General features: G+C 70.1%; 18 protein-coding genes. 6 read left to right on the top strand and 12 right to left on the bottom strand.

Annotated features, from left to right (window positions below; translation table 11 throughout):
* Nucleotides 1-16 precede the first annotated feature (16 nt).
* Nucleotides 17-400, top strand: coding sequence for a hypothetical protein (locus ATJ88_RS18080; RefSeq protein WP_141538652.1), 384 nt, complete (start codon nt 17-19; stop codon nt 398-400).
* 126 nt (nt 401-526) lie between these two features.
* On the top strand, nt 527-946 hold the full coding sequence (locus ATJ88_RS18075) for a toxin-antitoxin system YwqK family antitoxin (RefSeq protein ID WP_141538651.1): 420 nt from the start codon (nt 527-529) through the stop codon (nt 944-946).
* Between the two features lie 630 nt (nt 947-1,576).
* Here the strand turns inward: ATJ88_RS18075 and ATJ88_RS10265 are convergent.
* The 4 genes from ATJ88_RS10265 to ATJ88_RS10250 form a co-directional block, all read right to left on the bottom strand.
* Nucleotides 1,577-2,899: an ISL3 family transposase gene (locus ATJ88_RS10265; RefSeq protein ID WP_425432668.1), complete on the bottom strand. Its 1,323-nt coding sequence runs from the start codon at nt 2,897-2,899 to the stop codon at nt 1,577-1,579.
* 735 nt (nt 2,900-3,634) lie between these two features.
* Entirely contained in the window at nt 3,635-4,288 is a 654-nt protein-coding gene (locus ATJ88_RS10260; protein WP_211287497.1) for a DUF305 domain-containing protein, read from the bottom strand.
* Between the two features lie 133 nt (nt 4,289-4,421).
* Complete coding sequence (locus tag ATJ88_RS10255) at nt 4,422-4,691, bottom strand: DUF7218 family protein (RefSeq protein ID WP_098465267.1); 270 nt, start codon at nt 4,689-4,691, stop codon at nt 4,422-4,424.
* Nucleotides 4,692-4,720: 29 nt separating this feature from the next.
* A complete protein-coding gene (locus ATJ88_RS10250; RefSeq protein ID WP_098463741.1) occupies nt 4,721-5,578 on the bottom strand; it encodes an SDR family oxidoreductase in 858 nt (285 codons plus the stop codon).
* Between the two features lie 847 nt (nt 5,579-6,425).
* On the opposite strand from ATJ88_RS10250, the gene ATJ88_RS10240 reads away from it, so the two are divergent.
* The 3 genes from ATJ88_RS10240 to ATJ88_RS10230 are packed head-to-tail and all read left to right on the top strand — an operon-like array spanning nt 6,426 to nt 8,754.
* Nucleotides 6,426-7,373: an ATP-binding cassette domain-containing protein gene (locus ATJ88_RS10240; RefSeq protein WP_098463740.1), complete on the top strand. Its 948-nt coding sequence runs from the start codon at nt 6,426-6,428 to the stop codon at nt 7,371-7,373.
* Nucleotides 7,370-8,170, top strand: coding sequence for a hypothetical protein (locus ATJ88_RS10235; protein ID WP_098463739.1), 801 nt, complete (start codon nt 7,370-7,372; stop codon nt 8,168-8,170). The genes ATJ88_RS10240 and ATJ88_RS10235 overlap by 4 nt, the downstream gene beginning before the upstream one ends.
* Before the next feature lie 14 nt (nt 8,171-8,184).
* Nucleotides 8,185-8,754, top strand: a complete 570-nt coding sequence (locus tag ATJ88_RS10230; RefSeq protein WP_098463738.1) for a TetR/AcrR family transcriptional regulator — start codon at nt 8,185-8,187, stop codon at nt 8,752-8,754.
* A gap of 41 nt (nt 8,755-8,795) precedes the next feature.
* Here ATJ88_RS10230 and ATJ88_RS10225 read toward each other — a convergent pair whose 3' ends face one another.
* Together ATJ88_RS10225 and ATJ88_RS10220 are read right to left on the bottom strand one after the other, a co-directional pair.
* Nucleotides 8,796-9,434: an NAD(P)-dependent oxidoreductase gene (locus tag ATJ88_RS10225; RefSeq protein WP_170023588.1), complete on the bottom strand. Its 639-nt coding sequence runs from the start codon at nt 9,432-9,434 to the stop codon at nt 8,796-8,798.
* Nucleotides 9,431-10,327 (bottom strand): NmrA family NAD(P)-binding protein, encoded by an 897-nt coding sequence (locus tag ATJ88_RS10220; protein ID WP_098463736.1) that lies wholly within the window; start codon nt 10,325-10,327, stop codon nt 9,431-9,433. Before ATJ88_RS10220 ends, ATJ88_RS10225 begins: the two co-directional genes overlap by 4 nt.
* Before the next feature lie 36 nt (nt 10,328-10,363).
* Between ATJ88_RS10220 and ATJ88_RS10215 the strand changes: the two genes are divergently transcribed.
* Entirely contained in the window at nt 10,364-10,798 is a 435-nt protein-coding gene (locus ATJ88_RS10215; RefSeq protein ID WP_170023586.1) for a MarR family winged helix-turn-helix transcriptional regulator, read from the top strand.
* Between the two features lie 265 nt (nt 10,799-11,063).
* Here the strand turns inward: ATJ88_RS10215 and ATJ88_RS10210 are convergent, their stop codons facing one another.
* From ATJ88_RS10210 to ATJ88_RS10185, 6 genes are all read right to left on the bottom strand, one after another.
* Nucleotides 11,064-11,966 (bottom strand): MurR/RpiR family transcriptional regulator, encoded by a 903-nt coding sequence (locus ATJ88_RS10210; RefSeq protein ID WP_098463734.1) that lies wholly within the window; start codon nt 11,964-11,966, stop codon nt 11,064-11,066.
* A gap of 89 nt (nt 11,967-12,055) precedes the next feature.
* On the bottom strand, nt 12,056-13,333 hold the full coding sequence (locus ATJ88_RS10205) for a cyanophycinase (protein ID WP_141538650.1): 1,278 nt from the start codon (nt 13,331-13,333) through the stop codon (nt 12,056-12,058).
* A 1-nt stretch (nt 13,334) separates the two neighbouring features.
* Complete coding sequence (locus tag ATJ88_RS10200; RefSeq protein ID WP_098463732.1) at nt 13,335-14,588, bottom strand: M20/M25/M40 family metallo-hydrolase; 1,254 nt, start codon at nt 14,586-14,588, stop codon at nt 13,335-13,337.
* Entirely contained in the window at nt 14,585-15,400 is an 816-nt protein-coding gene (locus ATJ88_RS10195; protein ID WP_098463731.1) for an amino acid ABC transporter ATP-binding protein, read from the bottom strand. The genes ATJ88_RS10200 and ATJ88_RS10195 overlap by 4 nt, the downstream gene beginning before the upstream one ends.
* On the bottom strand, nt 15,397-16,338 hold the full coding sequence (locus ATJ88_RS10190) for an amino acid ABC transporter permease (RefSeq protein ID WP_098465266.1): 942 nt from the start codon (nt 16,336-16,338) through the stop codon (nt 15,397-15,399). The genes ATJ88_RS10195 and ATJ88_RS10190 overlap by 4 nt, the downstream gene beginning before the upstream one ends.
* Before the next feature lie 13 nt (nt 16,339-16,351).
* On the bottom strand, nt 16,352-17,341 hold the full coding sequence (locus ATJ88_RS10185; RefSeq protein WP_098463730.1) for an ABC transporter substrate-binding protein: 990 nt from the start codon (nt 17,339-17,341) through the stop codon (nt 16,352-16,354).
* Between the last annotated feature and the right edge of the window lie 195 nt (nt 17,342-17,536).

Genomic DNA, 17,536 nt, shown 5'->3' with positions numbered 1-17,536 from the left:
CGAGGAACTTGTTAAAGTGCTGAACTTGCTGGGGGCCGTCGACGCCGAAGCTCACGGCACGTTCGTTGTCGCAGGTTCGAACTATTGGATCGATCTATCGGTGCGAACTGATGGACCGCGCGTCGACGAGATCCAGTTTCGCGTCGCGGTCACAAACCCGGTCTCCGTAGTCGATATTTTGGACGGGCTGCTAGCGCAGATTAGCAGCCACTTCAACGGAAGTTTGACAGATGCGGCAGGGCGGGAACTGACGGAACCTGACGTGACGAGTTCTATTCGGGCCGATTTCGTAAGAGGGAGAGCGCGCTTTGTCAGCGTGTTTGGTGAAGTCGACATTCCTGTTAGTGCCGATGACGTTTTTGCCAGTTTGAAGGAGCGTGATATATCTGGCCCAACATGAGTCTCCACAAGTCGGACGGTAAGGTGATCACGCCTGGACTGCCCGGTACGGGTGGCGCTCAAACTCCTCCGATCCCCATGCGTGGAGATTGGTCAACTCTTCTGCAATGCGCAAAGGACCTCGTAAGTGATGAGCCCCCTGGTTGTACCGGCATCTGGGCTGCAGTTCGATTCGGACCTTGTCACGACATACAACGGATCAGTATTCACAGGTGTAGCGTTCGAAGACCTGGGGTTGCTGGGCCGGTCTGAAGTTAGTTACGTGGATGGAAGGCAGGAGGGCGTTGCAAAGGACTGGTATCCGTCAGGGGCAATTAAGGTTATCGCTCGGTATGTCGATGGGACCCTTCATGGACTATTGCAGGAATTTTCAGAGTCGGGCGTCCTTGAGCAGGAATCGCGATATGCCTACGGGATCTGCGTTTGGAGGCGGGCTGTAGATCCGAGTGGAGATCTCAGCGAAGAAGAGCATATAGATCTCGAGAGCGAGGTCGGTCGGCTCCTGGTCGATCTGCGACGAGAACTAGATTGGCCCGAGGATCATTGACGCGTGAATCATCGACGTATGAGGTCTGACGATGGCTGACACCTTCGCTGTCGGAGCTGTTGATGTGCACTGCCCCGCTTCAGGAGGTGCGAGGACGGCCCTGGTAGTGAGTGACGAACTGAAGCGTTCCCGCATCGTTTCGGAGCGCGTCGTGAGGATAGGACAGATCGCTCCCTACGAGTCGGGCCTCTTATACAGGCCGGAACTCCCTTGCATTCAGGAGGTGTTGGGGGTGGGCCTCCGGTTCAAATCATCGTCGTGGATGGGTATGTCACGCTGGATCCTGAGGGCCGTCTGGGTTTGGGCGCGTATGTGGCTGAATGGACAGGGCTGCCGGTCATCGGCGTGGCAAAGTCCGCTTTCCGCTCCGCTACACACGCGGAAAAGGTGATCCGCGTTCTCAAGTCGACACGGCCTCTGTACGTCACCTCTCGAGGTCTCGAGAGTAGCGAAGCGGCCCATATCGTGGGCCTTATGTCAGGGCTGCGCCGTATTCCGGATATGCTAGCGAGAGCCGATAGGCTCGCCAGGGGCATTATCGAGCCGGAAAAGGGCCGATTCTGACGGCTGCTTTCGGCGTTTCTATGTTGGCGGATCTGGCCTTATTGGGCTCTTCGCAGTTGAGGGGGGTCACGGGGTGAGTCCGCCGGCGACGAGGAGCATGCGGAGGCGGTAGTTGTCGCGGTTGCGGAAGCCGCGGGCGATGCGGCGGGCGAGCTCGATGAGGCCGTTCACTGCTTCGGTGCCGCCGTTCGAGGACCGGTCGGTGGTGAAGTAGGCGAGGAACGCGGTGCGCCACTTGCGCAGGGTCCGGCCGAGGCGGGCGATCTCGGGGATCGGGCACGACGGCAGGGACGCCAGGACGCGTTCGGCCAGTCGTCGCCCTTGGGTCAGGTCCTTGAGGCGGTAGGCGGTGCGGATCTGCTGGGCGGCCTGCCATGCGACGAGGACTTCGTCGTGGGCGTCGTCGGCAGCGATCGCTCGGTTCAGTCTGTTGACCTGCCGGTCGGTGAGGCGTTCCGGGGCTGCGCGCAGGATGTTGCGAATCCCGTATAGCGGGTCGCCGGCCCGGCCTCGGTGACCGAGGGTGGCCTGCTGGACTCGGCGGCGGACCTCATCGATCGCCTGGCCGGCGAGCTTGACCACGTGGAACGCGTCCAGCACCGCGGTGGCGTCCTGGAGTTGGTCGTCGATGGCGTTCTTGTAGCCGTGGAACGGGTCCAGGGTCGCGATCTGGACCCGGTCGCGGAAGTCCTCGCCGCGGGCGTCCAGCCAGGCCCGGTAGACGGTCCCGGACCGGCCGGGCACCAGATCCAGCAGCCGTGCGCGAGTGCGGCCCTGGTCGTCGCGGGTCAGGTCGACCATCCCGGTCAGCTCCTTCGGCCCGCGATCCTTCGGGCTGACGTGATGCCACACATGCTCATCGACTCCGAGGGTGGTGACGCCGTCGAAGCGTGACTCGTCCGCAGCGAGGGCTGGCCTGATCGCGTTCCAAACCGTCCACCAGGACACCCCGAGCTGGCGGGCCAACCCCGCGACCGAGGCGTTCTCGGACCGCAGTTGGGCGGTCGCCCACCGGGTCGCGCGCGACGTGAGCACGGCCCGCGGGGCGGCGACTTGGGCGTCTTGCTCGGTGAACGACCCGACCTCGCAGCCCGGGTCCGGGCAGACCCACCGCCGCTTGCGCCACCGCAACCGGACCGGACTCCCGAACGCCGGGGCGTCGATCAACTCGACCACCCGGCGGCCCTTCGACACGGCGACCACGCCGCACGCCGGGCAGCCCGTCAGCCCGGGCGTCGACTCGACGACCACGAACAGCACGTCGTCGTCGCGCTCGACGCCGATCACGTGCAACGACTCGAGCCCGACCAGCAGATCACAGCGGACGCAGTACGGATCGGCGGATCTTGGATCAGGGCAGCAGGACACACAGGCCGTAGGCTCGGACACGTCGAGGCCGCTCGGGAACAGGATGCTTGGTCGCTCCCGATCCTGGAGGCCTCGACCCCTACCCCGACGTCATCACCACGCCCGGCGTGTCACCGGGGACCCCCCTCATCCGCGACGAGCTGGTTTACGGGTTCGAGCACGGACGGACGGGGGTGAACGGGAACGGCGTGTTTCCGCGGTTCCGGGGGACGGGTTCGGTGGTCTGTTTGCCTTCACACCGAAGAGGTCACTGGTTCGATCCCAGTATCGCCCACCTCTGAAAGGCCTCCTGGCCAGCACAAATGCTGGATCAGGGGGCCTTTCGCTTTGCCGGGGTCGAGCGTTGCTGGCTTATCTGCTGGTCTATCGTCCGCGATTTGGGCGGGCGGGGGAACTGGCCGCCGGGCCCGGCGTGGGTGCGTGGTGCGGGGGAGCGATTGTGGTTGTCACCGTCGCCAGATCGTCCTGAACCGGTCCTGACCTCGGTGAACGCTTCACGGTGGGCGGCCGCCGGCCATCGTGCTCGACCGCGACCGACTCAAGCCGCGGGTGCGGCGAGCCCTCCGATTCCTCACTGACCTCTTCGGTGTTTCCGCACTGACTTGGTTCTCGAGGAAGCGTCCTGACGCAGTGCGGTGTTCGGACGCCTGACGTGATGGTCGCCGACGACGCCGGGCACGCAGAGGAACGACACGATCGAGGAAGGTGACGACAGGGAGTGGACGCCCGCACCGACGCAACGGGCCGACCCCGGTTTCACTTCTGGGGGACCTGCTCGACGAGGCCGAGAGCGATCAGGGCTGCTTCGAGCTCCTCGAGCGACCCCGAAGCGGTTCCTTCGAAGGATGGGACGGGGCGTTCTGCGGCCTGCTCGGGTGTGGTCGCGGGGCCGTTCGTCTCGATGTCGTCGATCAGCCAGTTCATCTCCTTGATCTCCTTGCGCTGGGCCTCGATGATGCCGTCGGCGAGTTCCCTGACCCGTACGTCGTCGATGTCCGCGCGTTCGCTGGTCAGGATCGCGATGGAGTGGTGCGGGATCATGCCCTTCATGTATGCCTGGTCGTCCACGAGGGCCTGGGACCGGGCGAGATACAGCGCGGAGCCGCCGAGCAGCACGGCCACCAGCACCAGTGCGATGTTGTAGGTGCGGTTCTTGTACATCATGCTGCGCATGAAGGCCCACATCACCAGCGCCATCGCGGCCCCCATGAGGACTGCCATGTAGAACCGTTCCTCGCTCCATCTCACGTGGTCGATGGAGAACGCGTTGGTGTAGGTCAGCGCGAACATCACCGCGGTCGAGGTGGCGATCATGAGGCCGAAGCGCGCGTACATGCGCCGCTCGTGGCGGGGGTCCGCCTGCGCCGCCTCGGAACTCGCCTTGCGCTGGTCGTCGTGCTGGGAGGTCATGGTGTCCCTTCTTCTCGGCGGTCCACCGCACGGATGCGTGATCGCGGTGGTGGCAACGGCCACCGCCTCTGCCCGGTGCGCGCGGGCGTCACGCTGCCGGACTGGCGGAGTGCTTCGCCCAGGTGGGGGCGTCTCAGTGGGAGCGGAGGGCGTCGATGAGCTCGGCCTTGCGCATCGATGACCGCCCCTCGATGTCGAGCTCGGCGGCGCGCTTGCGCAGGTCGTCCACGGTCCAGTCCTCGTAGGAGCCGGACTCGCCGCCACGTGATCCGACGGTGCTGCGGCCTTCAGCGGCGGCGGCGTTGGCGATCCTGGCGGACTTCTCCTTGCTGTTGCCCTCGTCGCGGAGCTTCTCGTAGAGCTCGTCGTCCTTGACGCTGGGGCCGGGGTCACGTCGTGGCATGGTGCTTCCTCCTGATGGTCGTCGGGTCGTCAGAAGACGGGCTTGCCGCCCGTGACGCCGAGCACCGTGCCCGACACGTAGGCGGCGTCCGACGGTGAGGCGAGGAACACGAAGGCGGGAGCGACCTCGGAGGGCTGCCCGGCCCGCCCCAGCGGGGTGTCCTGTCCGAACTTCTCGATCTTCTCCTCGGGCTGGGTGGCCGGCTGCAACGGGGTCCAGATCGGGCCGGGGGCGACGGCGTTGACCCGGATGCCGCGCGGTCCGAGCTCTGCGGCGAGGTTGACGGTGAGGTTGTTGATGGCCGCCTTGGTCGAGGCGTAGTCCAGGAGGGACGTCGAGGGTTGGTAGGCCTGGATCGAGGAGTTGTTGATGATGCTCGACCCTTCCCTCAGGTGCGGCAGGGCCGCCTGCGTCACCCAGAACAGGGCGTAGAGGTTGGTCCGCATCACGCGGTCGATCTCCTCGGTGGTGACGTCCTCGAAGGCGTCGCGGCGAGCCATCTGGAAGCCGGCGTTGTTCACCAGGACGTCCAGCCCGCCGAGGGCCTCGGTGGCGCGGCCGGGCAGTGCCCGGGCGGTCCGCTCCTCGGTCAGGTTGCCCGGCAGGAGGGTCGCGGTGCGGCCAGCCTCCGTGACCCAGCGGGCGGTCTCCTCGGCGTCCTGCTGCTCCTCGGGCAGGTAGCCGATCGCGACGTCGGCCCCCTCGCGGGCGAAGGCGATCGCGACGGCACGCCCGATGCCGGAATCCCCACCGGTGACCAGGGCTCGCCTCCCTTCGAGGCGGCCGGAGCCGCGGTAGCTGTGCTCGCCATGGTCCGGCGTGGGGGTCATCTCCTCGGTCAGGCCGGGAGGCTGCTGCTGCTGGGCAGGGAAGGCGTCGTCGGTCATGGTTCGGTCCTCCTCGTGCCGCACCCGGGCCACGGTGTGGGCCTCCCTGGGGGACCAGGGACGCCGGGTGCGGTGATCGTCGGGAATGAAGCCGTGTGCTCGACCTCGCCCGTTCCACGCTAGGCCGGGCACCGGGATCGTGCGACCGGGCTCTATCGGCGGCGAACCGTTCGCCCTCCTGGAGCTCCGAGGACGAGACCGTCCGGCTGTCGGGTGCGGCCCCGGGTTCTGGGGCGAGCGCGACGCGGTGCAGGTTGGCGGCCATGAGTCGTCCGCTGCGGTAGGACCATTCGTGCCCGTGGTCGGTGCCGGGGTAGTCGGGTCCCGGTCCGGGGCCCTGGTTCCAGTAGGTCCAGGCCTTTCCGGGGATGGTGTAGCCGATGTTGGCGAGTGCGCCGGAGACCTCGGAGATGACGTGGTGCGCGCCTTCCTGGTTGCCGGTGACGACGACTCCGGCGACCCGGTCGTAGGCGACGGGTCGCCCGTCGGTGCCGGTCTCGGCGAGAACAGTGCCTTCCTGGTGTCCTCCGGTGGTCGGGGTCGGCGCAGCCGGTGTCGGTGGGCACGAGGAACGTGCCGGCGTGGCGGGCCCGCAGCAGCGCGGCGAGGGGCGACGGGGAGCGGACGCCGGCGCGTTCGTAGCCGTGGAACGAACCTGCCCCGCGCGGGCCGACCAGCAGGCCGGCCAGACGTGCCGTGCCGACGGCGTCACGTCGCCGGTGCTTGCTGAGGGGGGACGTCCTCGCGGTCTGCGACACGCTCGTCGGGGCCGTGCGGGTCGTCGTCCGTGATCGACCCTTCGTGGATGCGGTAATGTAAGTGAGTACTCACTGACTTTGGAGATGCGATGAGCGCGATCACGACCGAGTCGCTCACCCGGACGTTCGGCGACGTGGTCGCCGTCGATGCGGTGAGCGTTCGTATACCGACCGGAGGTGTGGTGGGCCTGGTCGGCCCGAACGGCTCCGGCAAGTCCACGATGATCCGGATGCTGCTCGGCCTGATCCGGCCGACGTCGGGCACCGCGACGATGCTCGGGCAGCCGGTCGAGGGTGACGGCGCCTACCTGGCCCGTGTCGGCGCGCTGGTCGAGAACCCGGCCTTCGTGCCGGGCCTGTCCGCACGGGCCAACCTCGCGTCGTTGGCGCAGGTCCGTGGGCTCCCCGCCTCCCGGGTCGACGCCGTCCTCGACATCGTGGGCCTGGTCGGCCGAGACCGTGAACCCGTCAAGCGGTTCTCCCTCGGCATGAAGCAGCGCCTCGGGATCGCCGCGGCACTTTTGCCCGATCCCGAGCTGCTCGTGCTCGACGAGCCGACCAACGGGCTCGACCCCTCGGGCATCGTCGAGATCCGTGCCCTGCTCGGCGCGCTGGCGCAGGAAGGGCGCACCGTCGTCGTCTCGTCCCACCTGCTCTCCGAGATCGAGGCGGTGTGCGACCACCTCGTGGTCATCCGGTTCGGTGAGCTGCTCTACTCCGGTCCGGTCGCCGACCTGCTCGCACGCTCCCACGGGCACGTCGACGTCGTACCAGAGCGCGCTGTTGACCTTCCCGCGCTCGTCGAGACGCTCCGTGGCGCAGGTCACGAGGTGGAACCGACCAGTGCCGGCGTCCGGGTGGTCGGCGCCGCCGGACGTGCCGCCGACATCAACCGGGAAGCGGCGGCAGTGGGGATCACCCTCACCGAGCTGCGAACCGTCCGTGAGTCCCTCGAGCAGGTCTTCCTCGACCTGACCGGGACCGACGACGGCGAGGTCGCGGCTGCCCGCGCTCGCCAGGCCGAAGGAGGTCGATGATGCTGCACGCCCTGCGCAGCGAGCTGACGAGGTCGCGTCGACCGGGCGTGCTCGGCGCCTGGTTCGGCCTGACCGCCCTGTTCGCCGTGATGATCGTCGTGGTGATCTTCCAGCTCTCCACAGACCCGGCGGGGGCTCCGGCTGCGGGTCCCGGCGTCGCCTTCCCCTCCGTGGAGACCCTCGAGTCCGCGCGGGGCATCATGGCGCCGCTCGCCGCCGCGTCGAGCATGTTCGGCATCGTGGCCCTCGCGTTCTGGGCGGTCCTCACGGCCGCCGACCACTCGACCGGCCTGGTCCGGCTTCTCGTCGCCGCCCAGCCGCGGCGCTGGAAGCTCGTCGTCGGCAAGGTCGGCGCTCTCGCCCTGTGGACCGCGGCCGCCACCACGGTCGCCATGCTCGTCGACCTCCTGGCCGCACCCGTGGTGGGCGGTACCTCGGACCTCGACCTCACGGCCTGGGGCACCGACACGGTGGCGGTGGTCGTCGGCGCTTGGATCGACCTCTTCCTCGCCCTCCTGGTGTGGGGGATGATCGGGCTCGTCCTCGCCGTCGTGACCCGTTCCGCGGCCGTGGCCGTGTCGGTCGGGGCCGGCTGGGTGCTCGTCGTGGAGTCGGTGCTCACCGCCGCCTTCGACGGGCTGCGAGACTGGCTCCCGGGTTCGACCATCAGCGCACTGGCCGCAGGCGGGAACGACGTGCTCTCCTACGGCACCGCACTCGCCCTCGGCGCCGCGTACGTCATGGTCTGCCTCGTCATCACCCTGGTGGTGTTCGCTCGACGGGACATCACCGACTGACCGGAAGGACGACCATGCCCCGGGGACCTCGAACCCGCACCAACCTGTTGGAGGCGACACTGGTCGTCGCCGCCCGGGACGGCTACGCGCGTGCCACGACACGGGCCATCGCCGAGCAGGCCGGGGTCTCGGAGGCCACCATCTACCGGCACTTCCCCGACAAGCTCGCACTGTTCGGCTCGGCGGTGATGCACGCCAACGCCCAGGTGGACGAGTGGTTCGCCGGGCTCCCGGCTCGCGCGGGCGAGGCGTCGGTCGGTGACAACCTCCGCGAGTGCCTGCACCGGCTGGCCGGGGTGAAGGCCGAGGCGATCCCCCTCGAGCTCGCCATGCTGCTCGACCCCGAGCTCGCGCGCTCCCGCGAGGAGCACCTCGTGGCGGGCGCCGACCTCACCGGTCCTCCCGCGCAGCTCGAGGCGTACCTCGCCGCCGAGCGGAGCCTCGGCCGACTCCGTGGCGACGTCGATCCGCGCACCGCGACCCTCGCGCTCCTGGCCACCTTGTTCACGGCGGCGATAGGGGCCGGACCGACCGTCGACGACTGCGTCGAACTCCTCGTCCACGGCATGCTCCCGCCAGAATGACGTCCGGCTCGGACCGATGGACGATTTCGTTCGGCGCGGTGTCAGCCGCGCGCGGTCGCGACGAACGGCGCGACACCCACGTAGAGGTCCTGCTCGACGACGTCGACGAGGAACGCGCCGAGGTCCGAGCGGAGGATCGTGGTCGAGCGGGTCGACCGGTGCGCGTCGTGCTCCAGGTGGCCGGTCGGAGGGCCGTCGACCAGGCGGGGCGGGCGCACGAGGGTCCAGTCGAGTCCGGACGCCGCCCACACGGCGTGCTCGGCCGGCTTGTCCTTCACGACGGCACCACCGAGGGTGCGGATGAGCCAGCTGATCGCCACGTCCTTGCCAGCCTTCTGGTCGCCAGGGACGTCGATGCCCGCCCCGCTGACGCCGACGAACCGGCGCGGACCGCTCGCCTGCATGATCTCGACCAGCGCCCGGGCGGTGCGGGTGTGCAGGTCGTGCTCCTTGGCGCGTGGTCCGAGGGCGGAGACGACGGCGTCGGCGCGGTCGAGCAGCCGGGCGAGCGCGGCGGGGTCGGTCGCCTCCCCGACGACGGTCGCCACGCGGGAGCGCACGGCGTCCGGCAGGCGGGCCGGGTCGCGGGTCAGCACGGTGACGGTGTGTCCGCGGTCGAGGGCGGTGGCGAGGGTGTGGCGTCCGGTGCGTCCGGTGGCGCCGAGCAGGGCGATGTTCACGGGGTGTCCTGGGTGTTCGGGGCGGGGTCGGTCGGGGTGTCGTTTCGGGCCGGGGAGCGGAGCCATGCTCTGCGTTCCCGGTGGGCGAAGGCCGCGAGGTCGATGGGGTCGCGGCCGAGCACGGTGCGGACGTCGTCGGTGAGTCCGGCGGCCAGGCCGAGACGGGCGGTGGTGTAGATCGCGGTGGTCACGGCGACCATGCCCCACGGCATCTCGAGGGTGCGTCGGGCGTGGCGGGCGTAGCGAAGGGCTCCGGGGCGCGGGTACCGGATGGGGCGGCCGAGCTCGGCGGACAGGATGCTGGCGACCTCGCCGTAGGTCAGTGCGCGTGGCCCGGTGACGGTCCATGCCCGGTCTCGGTGCGGTGCGGGGTCGAGCAGGGCGGCCGCGGCGACGGCGCCCACGTCCTCGGCGTCGACGAACGCGGTCGCACCCCGGCCGGCGGGCACCAGGATCTCGTCACGGTCGCGCACGTCGCTCGCGTGGGTGATGGACAGGTTCTGATGGAAGAAGGAGGCCCGCACGAACGTCCAGGCCAGGCCGGACCCACGCAGCCAGGACTCGACGGTGGCGTGCGGGACGACCTTGTTCTTCTCCGCGCCCTGCAGCGACAGGAACACGACGTGCTCGACCCCGGCATCGCGGGCGGCAGCCATCGCGGGCAGCAGGTCACGCCTGACGTTCCCGATCGCCGGCGGGCGCACCAGGAACATCGAGGTCACGCCGTCGAACGCTGCGGCCCAGGTGGCAGGGTCGGTGAAGTCGAAGGCCACATCGTCGGCCGCGCCGGCCGCCGGGGCGCGCACGCCCGAGCGGAGGGAAGCGCCCGCCGTGCGCAGCTCGCGCGCGACTACCGAGCCCACGTTCCCGCGCGCACCCGTCACCAGGATCATGCGTCACCTCCGTGTCGATCTATGTACGATACATGCATGACGGCGCGACATCGCGACCTGCGGTCGCTTGATCAGGCCCTGATCGGCCTGCGCCGGTTCCTCGCGGCGCCACAGTTCCTGGACGACGAGGGCCGGGCGGTGGAGCTGTCGACCCTCCTCGTCCTCGACGGCCTGCCCGAGGATGGTCAGAGCGTCCGGGACGTCGCCGCGCGGCTCGCCGTCGCCCACTCGACCGCCAGCCGGTTCGTGACCCGAGCCGAGCGGGCGGGAACCGTGGCTCGCTCGTCCGCGCAGCACGACACCCGCCAGGTGCGGGTCGTCGCGACCCCTGAGGGTCGAGCCCTCGCCGACCGCGCCACCGCGTTCAGGCTCGCGCGCCTCGCGCACCTTCTCGACGGGTGGAGCGGCGAGGACGTCCACACGTTGGCCGTGAGCCTGAGCCGTTTCGCCGCTGCCAGCACCCCCCGGTGACGCAGGTTGTGCCCGCTGCCTGAGCTGTCCCGGGTCAGGACGAACCAGGGCAGGGCCGTGCCGACCGGCTGTCGCGGGTCGACCTCGCCGGTCCACCACTGGTCGTCAGTGATCAGCGATGAGCCGCCGTCCTGGTGGGCGGCCGTCGCGGTCGTGCTGCCAGGTTCCGTGCTGACCGAGGTCGGGCTGCCGATGCCCCCCGCTGGCGCCCGGGCAGGCCATCGTGCTGGTCGTCGCCGAGCAGTGACGGCCGGTGCGGCCCGCGTCAGTAGATGTCGAGGGTCGTGCCGGTCTGCTCGATGCGCTGCATGCGCCGGTGGGCGTCCTCGCCGAGCTCGGCGAGGACACCGGACACGACGGCCTCGACCAAGGCCATGGCGGGGGACATCGCGTCGTAGGCCGAGGCCGTCCCCGTGCTGCTCGGCAGCACCGCCGTGGAGAGCGACGCGATGGGGGAGAGCCAGGCGTCGGTGAAGAGCACGACCGTCGCGTTCCGTGTCGCTGCGAACTGCGCGAGCCTGGCCGAGTCCTGCTCGTACCGTCGGTAGTCGAAGACGACCAGAGCGTCCCGGGCGCTGAGGTCGGTCAGCGTGTGGCTGCGCCCCTCGGGCCGTTCCGACAGGTAGTCGACCCTGGGTCGCATCTGCTGGAGGTGCTGCACGAGGTACATCGCCACGAGGCGGCTGAACCGGCCTCCCACGACGTGGACCCGGCGGGCCTCGCGGGCGAGGATCGCGACCGTGCGGGTGAAGTCGCTGGGTGGCATCTCGGCGAAGGTGCGCCGTACCGAGTCGACGGCCGCGGGTGCGTACCGGGCGAGGGCTTCGTCTGCCCCGGTGGCCTCGGCGACCCGTCGCGTCTCGTAGAGGGCGAGGGGAGAAGCGCTGCGGTCGTCCAGGTCGGCCCTGAGCGCCGCCTGGAAGTCGGGGAAGCCGGTGAAGCCGAGCCGTCCGACGAAGCGCACCACCGTCGGGCCGCTCACACCGGCGCGGGCGGCGAGTGCGGCGACCGTCTCGAACCCGGCCGACGGGAAGGCGGCCAGCAGTGCGCGCCCCACCTTCCGCTCCGCGGGGCTGCAGTCACCGAGGCGCCGTCGGATCTGGTCCGCCAGGCCGGAGGCGTCGGACGTCGGGGCGGGGGGCGTTGTCGAGCCGGTCCCTGAGGTCATTGGACCTTCCCCTCTGGTGGTGTTTGCGGGGCAGCGTAGCAAGCGGGCGAGGGGTGATGGCCGCCGGCGACGCTGCCCCGCCGGGCTGGTCAGCTCCCGGGGAGGAGGTTCAGCCGGAGGTTCTCGAACGACGTCGCGGTGGCGCCATCGTGCGAGCGGGCGCGGAAGTCTGCTCCCTCGACCAGCAGGGCCCGGTAGGTCGGTCCGGACTCGTAGGTGGTGCCGATCGTGGCCCGGTCGCGGGAGGAGGCCAGGTCGTGGGCGAGGTCGCTGAGCACGAACTCGGTGCCGTCGCCGGCGAGCGAGGAGAAGATGTCCGTGCGTTGCGCCTGGATGCCCCACGCGTCGGGCCGCCACGTCGTGGAGCCGGGCGCGGGAGTCGTCGCCCAGCGCGCCGGGTCGTAGCGATCCCCGTCGCTCAGCGAGGTCCAGCGCACGTTCATGATGCCCCAGTGTCCCCGGACCTCGGTCGTACGGGCTGCGCGGAGGTCGAGCACGTTCACCGCGTTCGTCCCGATGACGCGCAGGCGTTCGCGGCGGGTGCCGGCGCGGTCGACGACGAGGGCGGTGTTCGGGTCGACCCCGAACACCCGGTCCTCCCCGGTGTCGCTCGCGAGGCGCACGGCACGGCCTTGCCGACCCCACGCCCCGAAGTGCGTGTCGAGGAGTCCGGAGGTGAAGAAGCCGAAACCCCCGGCGGGCAGGTGCTTCAGCTCGGTGGCGTCGTCGGAGTAGCCGGGCGAGCTGCCGTCGACCAGTCCTTCCCAGCTCTCGCCGCCGGTGACCATGTTCTCGCTCGCCATGACCTGCATCCCGGCGGACGTGCCGGCGACGACGGCGCCGTCCTCGAACCGGTCGCGGATCGCCGCGAGCAGCGGGGTGTCCCGCTGGTCCGCTCCATCGGTCATCAGGGTGACGTACCGGTACTGGTCGCCGCCGCCGAAGAAGAATCCGGTCATGTCTTCGACCTCGTCGACCACCTGCGGGTCGAGGGCCGCCTCAGGATGGTCGAGGTCGAGCGGGATCCACGTGGTGCGTCCGGCGCCGTGCTCCTCGAGGAGGTCGCCGTAGAACTCGCCGTTGTACACCGAGTTGTTCGCGTTCGCGGTCCCCGCGTCAGGGTCCTGGGACTCGGGCACCGCGGCTGCGGTGACGATCCCGATGTGGGCGCCCGCCCCACCTGCCCGTCGGACGATCTCGCCGTAGATCTGCTCGTTGTCGTCGGCGAGGGAGCCACCGACCAGGACCAGCTGACCGCCGTCGCCGTCGTCGACGGCTGTGGCCACCGGGACGACGGCTAGTTGCGCCGTGGCGACGGCACCGCAGACCAGCGCGACGGTGACGGTGCGCTGACGTGTCCTTCTCATCTCAGGCCTCTTTCTCGGTGGTGTTCTGGTGGACGACCCGACCGGCCTCGGCGACGAGACCGGCGAGCAGGGCGATGCGGTACGGCACGGAGTCGAGGTCGATCCACTCGTCCTCGCCGTGGTCCCCGCCCCCGACCGGTCCGAGCCCGTCGAGCGCGGGGATGCCGGTCACTGCCGCGAAGTTCGTGTCGCTCACGCCGCCGGTGGACGCTCCGCGGACCGCCACGCCGATCCGGGCACCGAGGAGCTCGGCCAGGTGCAGGAGCGCGGCCGAGCCGGGCGATGGTTCGAACGGCGGGCAGTAGTCGGTGCGCACGGACCGGCCTGTGATGCCCCCCTGGGTCGCCGCCGTGACGAGACCGTCGACGGTGTCGAGGATCTCGTCGAGCGCGGCGGCTGTCGGCGCGCGGACCTCGAGCTGCAGCTCCGCCTCGTCGGCGACGACATTGGGTCGATCGCCGGCCCGGACCACGCCGACGTTGACGCTCACCCCGGGGCGGTCGGCCGCCGCCCGGTGGAGGTCCAGGACCAGCCGGGCCGCGGCCAGGGCGGCGTCCGCGCCACGCTCCGGCTCGATACCTGCGTGCGCGGCCCGCCCGCGAAGCTCGATCCGTACGTCGCACGCGCCCTTCCGGGCGACCACGAGATCACCGTTCTCGCGGGATCCTTCGAGCCCGAGGATGACGTCGGCCCGCTCAGCGTGGGTCTGCAGCAGCGCTAGGGTGCGGGGCGACCCCACCTCCTCGTCCGGACTGAGGAGCAGCACGGCCTCGCCCGTGCGTGGGCCGGGGAGCTCGGCGAGCAGCGTCAGGGCGTGGATCCCGGCGAGGACCCCGCCCTTGTCGTCGCACACCCCCGGACCGGTCAGGCGCCCGTCGACCTGCCGCGGCGGACGTCGTGCGGCGGTCCCGTCGGCGAAGACGGTGTCGCTGTGCCCGAGCAGCAGCACCCGTGCCGTGCCCGGGACGGCGAGCCGCGCCACGAGCGCCGGGCCGACGGGGGGACCGTCGGTGTCGGCGTCCACGTCGACGACGTCGACCTGCGCGCCGATCTCGTGCAGCCGCGCAGAGCACCACTGGACGACGCGACGCTTGCCGGCGGCGTTCCACGTGCCCGAGTCGAACGACGTGAGCTCGACGAGCTCGGCGACGTACCGGGCGTGCGCGGCGCGAGCGGCCGGCAGGAGCCGGGCGCTCAGGTCGTCGTCCCCCGGCGGGAGGTCCAGCGCGTCCGCCGTCGAGGCCCCGGCCGTCACAAGACCCTCGCGAGGAACGAGCGGGTGCGCTCGTGCCGGGGATCGTCGAGGACCTGCCGTGCGTCCCCGGACTCGATGATGACCCCGTCGGCGAGGAACGCGACCGTGTCGGCGACCTCGCGAGCGAAGCCGACCTCGTGCGTCACCACGACCATCGTCATGCCGTCCGCCGCGAGGTCCCGCATGACGTCCAGGACCTCGCCCACGAGCTCGGGGTCGAGGGCGGACGTCGGCTCGTCGAAGAGCACGAGGCGGGGGTCCATCGCGAGCGCTCGGGCGATCGCGACCCGCTGCTGCTGCCCGCCGGAGAGCTGTGCCGGGTAGGAAGCGGCCTTGTGCGCGAGGCCGACCCGGTCGAGCAGCTCCATCCCGCGGTCCCGCGCAGCGGCGCGCGCGCGGCGCCGGACCACGACTGGGCCCTCGACGACGTTCTCCAGCGCCGTGCGGTGCGGGAAGAGGTTGAACCGCTGGAAGACCATGCCGATGTCGGCGCGGCGCCGGGCGATGCGCCGCTCGGTGAGCTCGTAGAGCTTGCCGTGCCGCTGCTCGTACCCGACGTCCTGGCCGTCCACGAGCAGCCGGCCGCCGTCGATCCGCTCCAGGTGGTTGATGCACCGCAGGAAGGTCGACTTGCCGGAACCCGAGGGACCGAGCAGGCATACCACCTGCCCCGCGTGGACCTGCAGGTCGATGCCGTGCAGGACGGTGTGGTCGCCGTACGTCTTGACCACGCCGCGCGCGTCGACGAGCGGATCGCGGGCAGGGTCGTGCCGTTGCACCGATGGGTCGGCGTGGGGTGCGGTGGTGGTCATCGTGCGGACCTCCGGATATTGAGCGCGCGGGCGAGCGGACGGCGGGCGCCGGTGGGTGACACGCCGCGCCCGAACCTCTGCTCCAGGCGGCGCTGCGGGATCGACAGCAGCGACGTCAGCACCAGGTACCAGATGCTCGCGACGACCAGCAGGGGGATCACCTTGAAGTTCTGGGCGTAGACGGCCTGCAGGTTGGACAGCAGGTCGTGCCCGGCGATCACCGAGACCAGGGCCGTCGTCTTGAGCATCGTCAGGGTCTCGTTGCCCATGGGTGGGACGATGACGCGCATGGCCTGCGGGAGGACGACGCGGCGCAGCGTCTGGGCGGGCGTCATGCCGATCGCCTTCGCGGCCTGGGTCTGGCCCTCGTCGACCGACTGGATGCCCGCCCGCACGATCTCCGCGGCGTACGCCACCTCGTTGAGGCCGAGCGCGAGCAGTGCCGCGACGGTCGCCGGGACGAGGGCCGACGTCGCCGCCGTGAAGAACACGACGTCCGTGAAGGGGATGCCGAGGGTGATGGTCGGGATGAACGCGCCGAGGAACCCCCAGAAGATGATCTGGATGAGTATCGGCGTCCCGCGGAAGACCCAGACGTAGGTGCTCGCCACGACCCGGAGCACCGGGTTGGACGACAGTCGCATGACGGCCACGACGACCCCGCCGACCAGACCGATCGCCATGCCGGCGGCGGTCAGCCAGATCGTCACGACGAGCCCGCGCAGCGTCAGCGGTGCGAAGAGGTACTCGCGGACCGTCGGCCAGTCGAGGTTCGGGTTCCGGCCGAGGGCCAGCAGGAACGAGACGGTCAGCACCAGGACGGCCGCTCCGGCAGCGAGTCGACCCCAGTGGCGCAGCGGGACGACGGGCAGGGCGTCGTCCGGCGGGGTGCCGGCGCCCCCGGGACCGCCGGCCCCTGGGGCAGCTGTGGTGATCATCGAGGTGGCCACGTCAGGACGTCGCGCCGTTGATGGTCGCCTCGTCGACGGCGATGCCGGTCAGGCCGTACTTGTCGAGGATGACCTCGTAGGTGCCGTCGTCGATGAGCGTCTGCAGGGCGGCCTGCACCGCCTCGGGCAGGCCCGTGGCGGACTTGGCGATGCCGATCCCGTTCGGGGTGGCGTCGTATCCGTTCGGGGCGGCGGGGTCGTCGATGCTGTCGAACGCGGCGCCGTCGTCCGCGGTCTTGGCCACGTAGCCGGCCGACGGCTTGGTCATCACCGAGGCGGTCACCGCGCCGCTGCGGATGGCGAGCTGGGCGTCGGAGTCCTTCGGGTAGGTCTTGAGCTCGATGGGGCCGGCGCCTGACGCCTCGCACTCGGGCGCCCAGCTCTCGACCAGCTCGACCTGCTTGCTGCCGCTCTGGGCGGCGACCGCCTTGCCGCACAGGTCGGTGTAGGTGGTGATGTTCTCAGGGTTGCCGTCGGCCACGAGCAGCCCGGTGCCCGACGCCGAGTAGTCGACGAACGTCAGCGCGCCCTGCCGCTCCACCGTGTCCGTCATCGCGGAGATCGTGGCGTCGAACTGCCCTGCCTGGATGGCTGGGATGATGCCGTCGAACTTCTGCGGCTCGAACCGGAACTCGAGACCCAGGCGCGCGCCGATGGCCTGCCCCAGGTCGTAGTCGAAGCCGGTGATGACGTCCGACCCCTCCGACTCGAACATCTCGAACGGCGGGTAGGGCACGTCGGTGGCGACCCGCACCGTGCCGGTGTCGAGGAAGGCTTGCGGCACGAGTTCCCGCGCTTCGGCGTCGACGGCGATGTCGACGCCGGCGACCTCCACGGGGTCCATCGTCTCCGTGGCCGCGGTGGCGCCGCTCGGGCTCGCCGCGGCGGCGGCCTCGTCGGCGTCGGTTCCGGCGCAGCCGGTAAGAGCGAGGGCCGAAAGGGAGACCACCGCGCACGCGGTGAGGGTGCGGTGGGACTGCGAGAGGTGCATGAGCGTTCTCCTCGTCGAGTAGGTGTAACGCACATTACACACCGAGATGTCAGTGCAGAATATGTAACGTGTATGAGTAACCGGAACGTAACGTGGCGCGTCGCCGTTCCGCTGGCAGGCTGATGGCTGCACCCTGGTCCAGGAGCGGTGGCTTGAGCAGGCTCGCGCGGACATGCTCGCCCATCGTGGCGAGAA

Source organism: Isoptericola jiangsuensis (assembly GCF_002563715.1).
Lineage (GTDB): Bacteria > Actinomycetota > Actinomycetes > Actinomycetales > Cellulomonadaceae > Isoptericola > Isoptericola jiangsuensis.
This window is presented reverse-complemented; position numbering and strand designations above follow the sequence as displayed.

Bases quoted from the DNA above. Each gene is read 5' to 3' on its own strand.
- ATJ88_RS10210 (WP_098463734.1), bottom strand. From the start codon at position 11,966: ATGACCTCAGGGACCGGCTCGACAACGCCCCCCGCCCCGACGTCCGAC.
- ATJ88_RS10255 (WP_098465267.1), bottom strand. From the start codon at position 4,691: ATGCCACGACGTGACCCCGGCCCCAGCGTCAAGGACGACGAGCTCTAC.
- ATJ88_RS10215 (WP_170023586.1), top strand. From the start codon at position 10,364: ATGACGGCGCGACATCGCGACCTGCGGTCGCTTGATCAGGCCCTGATC.
- ATJ88_RS10195 (WP_098463731.1), bottom strand. From the start codon at position 15,400: ATGACCACCACCGCACCCCACGCCGACCCATCGGTGCAACGGCACGAC.
- ATJ88_RS10205 (WP_141538650.1), bottom strand. From the start codon at position 13,333: ATGAGAAGGACACGTCAGCGCACCGTCACCGTCGCGCTGGTCTGCGGT.
- ATJ88_RS10185 (WP_098463730.1), bottom strand. From the start codon at position 17,341: ATGCACCTCTCGCAGTCCCACCGCACCCTCACCGCGTGCGCGGTGGTC.
- ATJ88_RS10230 (WP_098463738.1), top strand. From the start codon at position 8,185: ATGCCCCGGGGACCTCGAACCCGCACCAACCTGTTGGAGGCGACACTG.
- ATJ88_RS10220 (WP_098463736.1), bottom strand. From the start codon at position 10,327: ATGATCCTGGTGACGGGTGCGCGCGGGAACGTGGGCTCGGTAGTCGCG.
- ATJ88_RS10240 (WP_098463740.1), top strand. From the start codon at position 6,426: ATGAGCGCGATCACGACCGAGTCGCTCACCCGGACGTTCGGCGACGTG.
- ATJ88_RS10235 (WP_098463739.1), top strand. From the start codon at position 7,370: ATGATGCTGCACGCCCTGCGCAGCGAGCTGACGAGGTCGCGTCGACCG.
- ATJ88_RS10190 (WP_098465266.1), bottom strand. From the start codon at position 16,338: ATGATCACCACAGCTGCCCCAGGGGCCGGCGGTCCCGGGGGCGCCGGC.
- ATJ88_RS10260 (WP_211287497.1), bottom strand. From the start codon at position 4,288: ATGACCTCCCAGCACGACGACCAGCGCAAGGCGAGTTCCGAGGCGGCG.
- ATJ88_RS10250 (WP_098463741.1), bottom strand. From the start codon at position 5,578: ATGACCGACGACGCCTTCCCTGCCCAGCAGCAGCAGCCTCCCGGCCTG.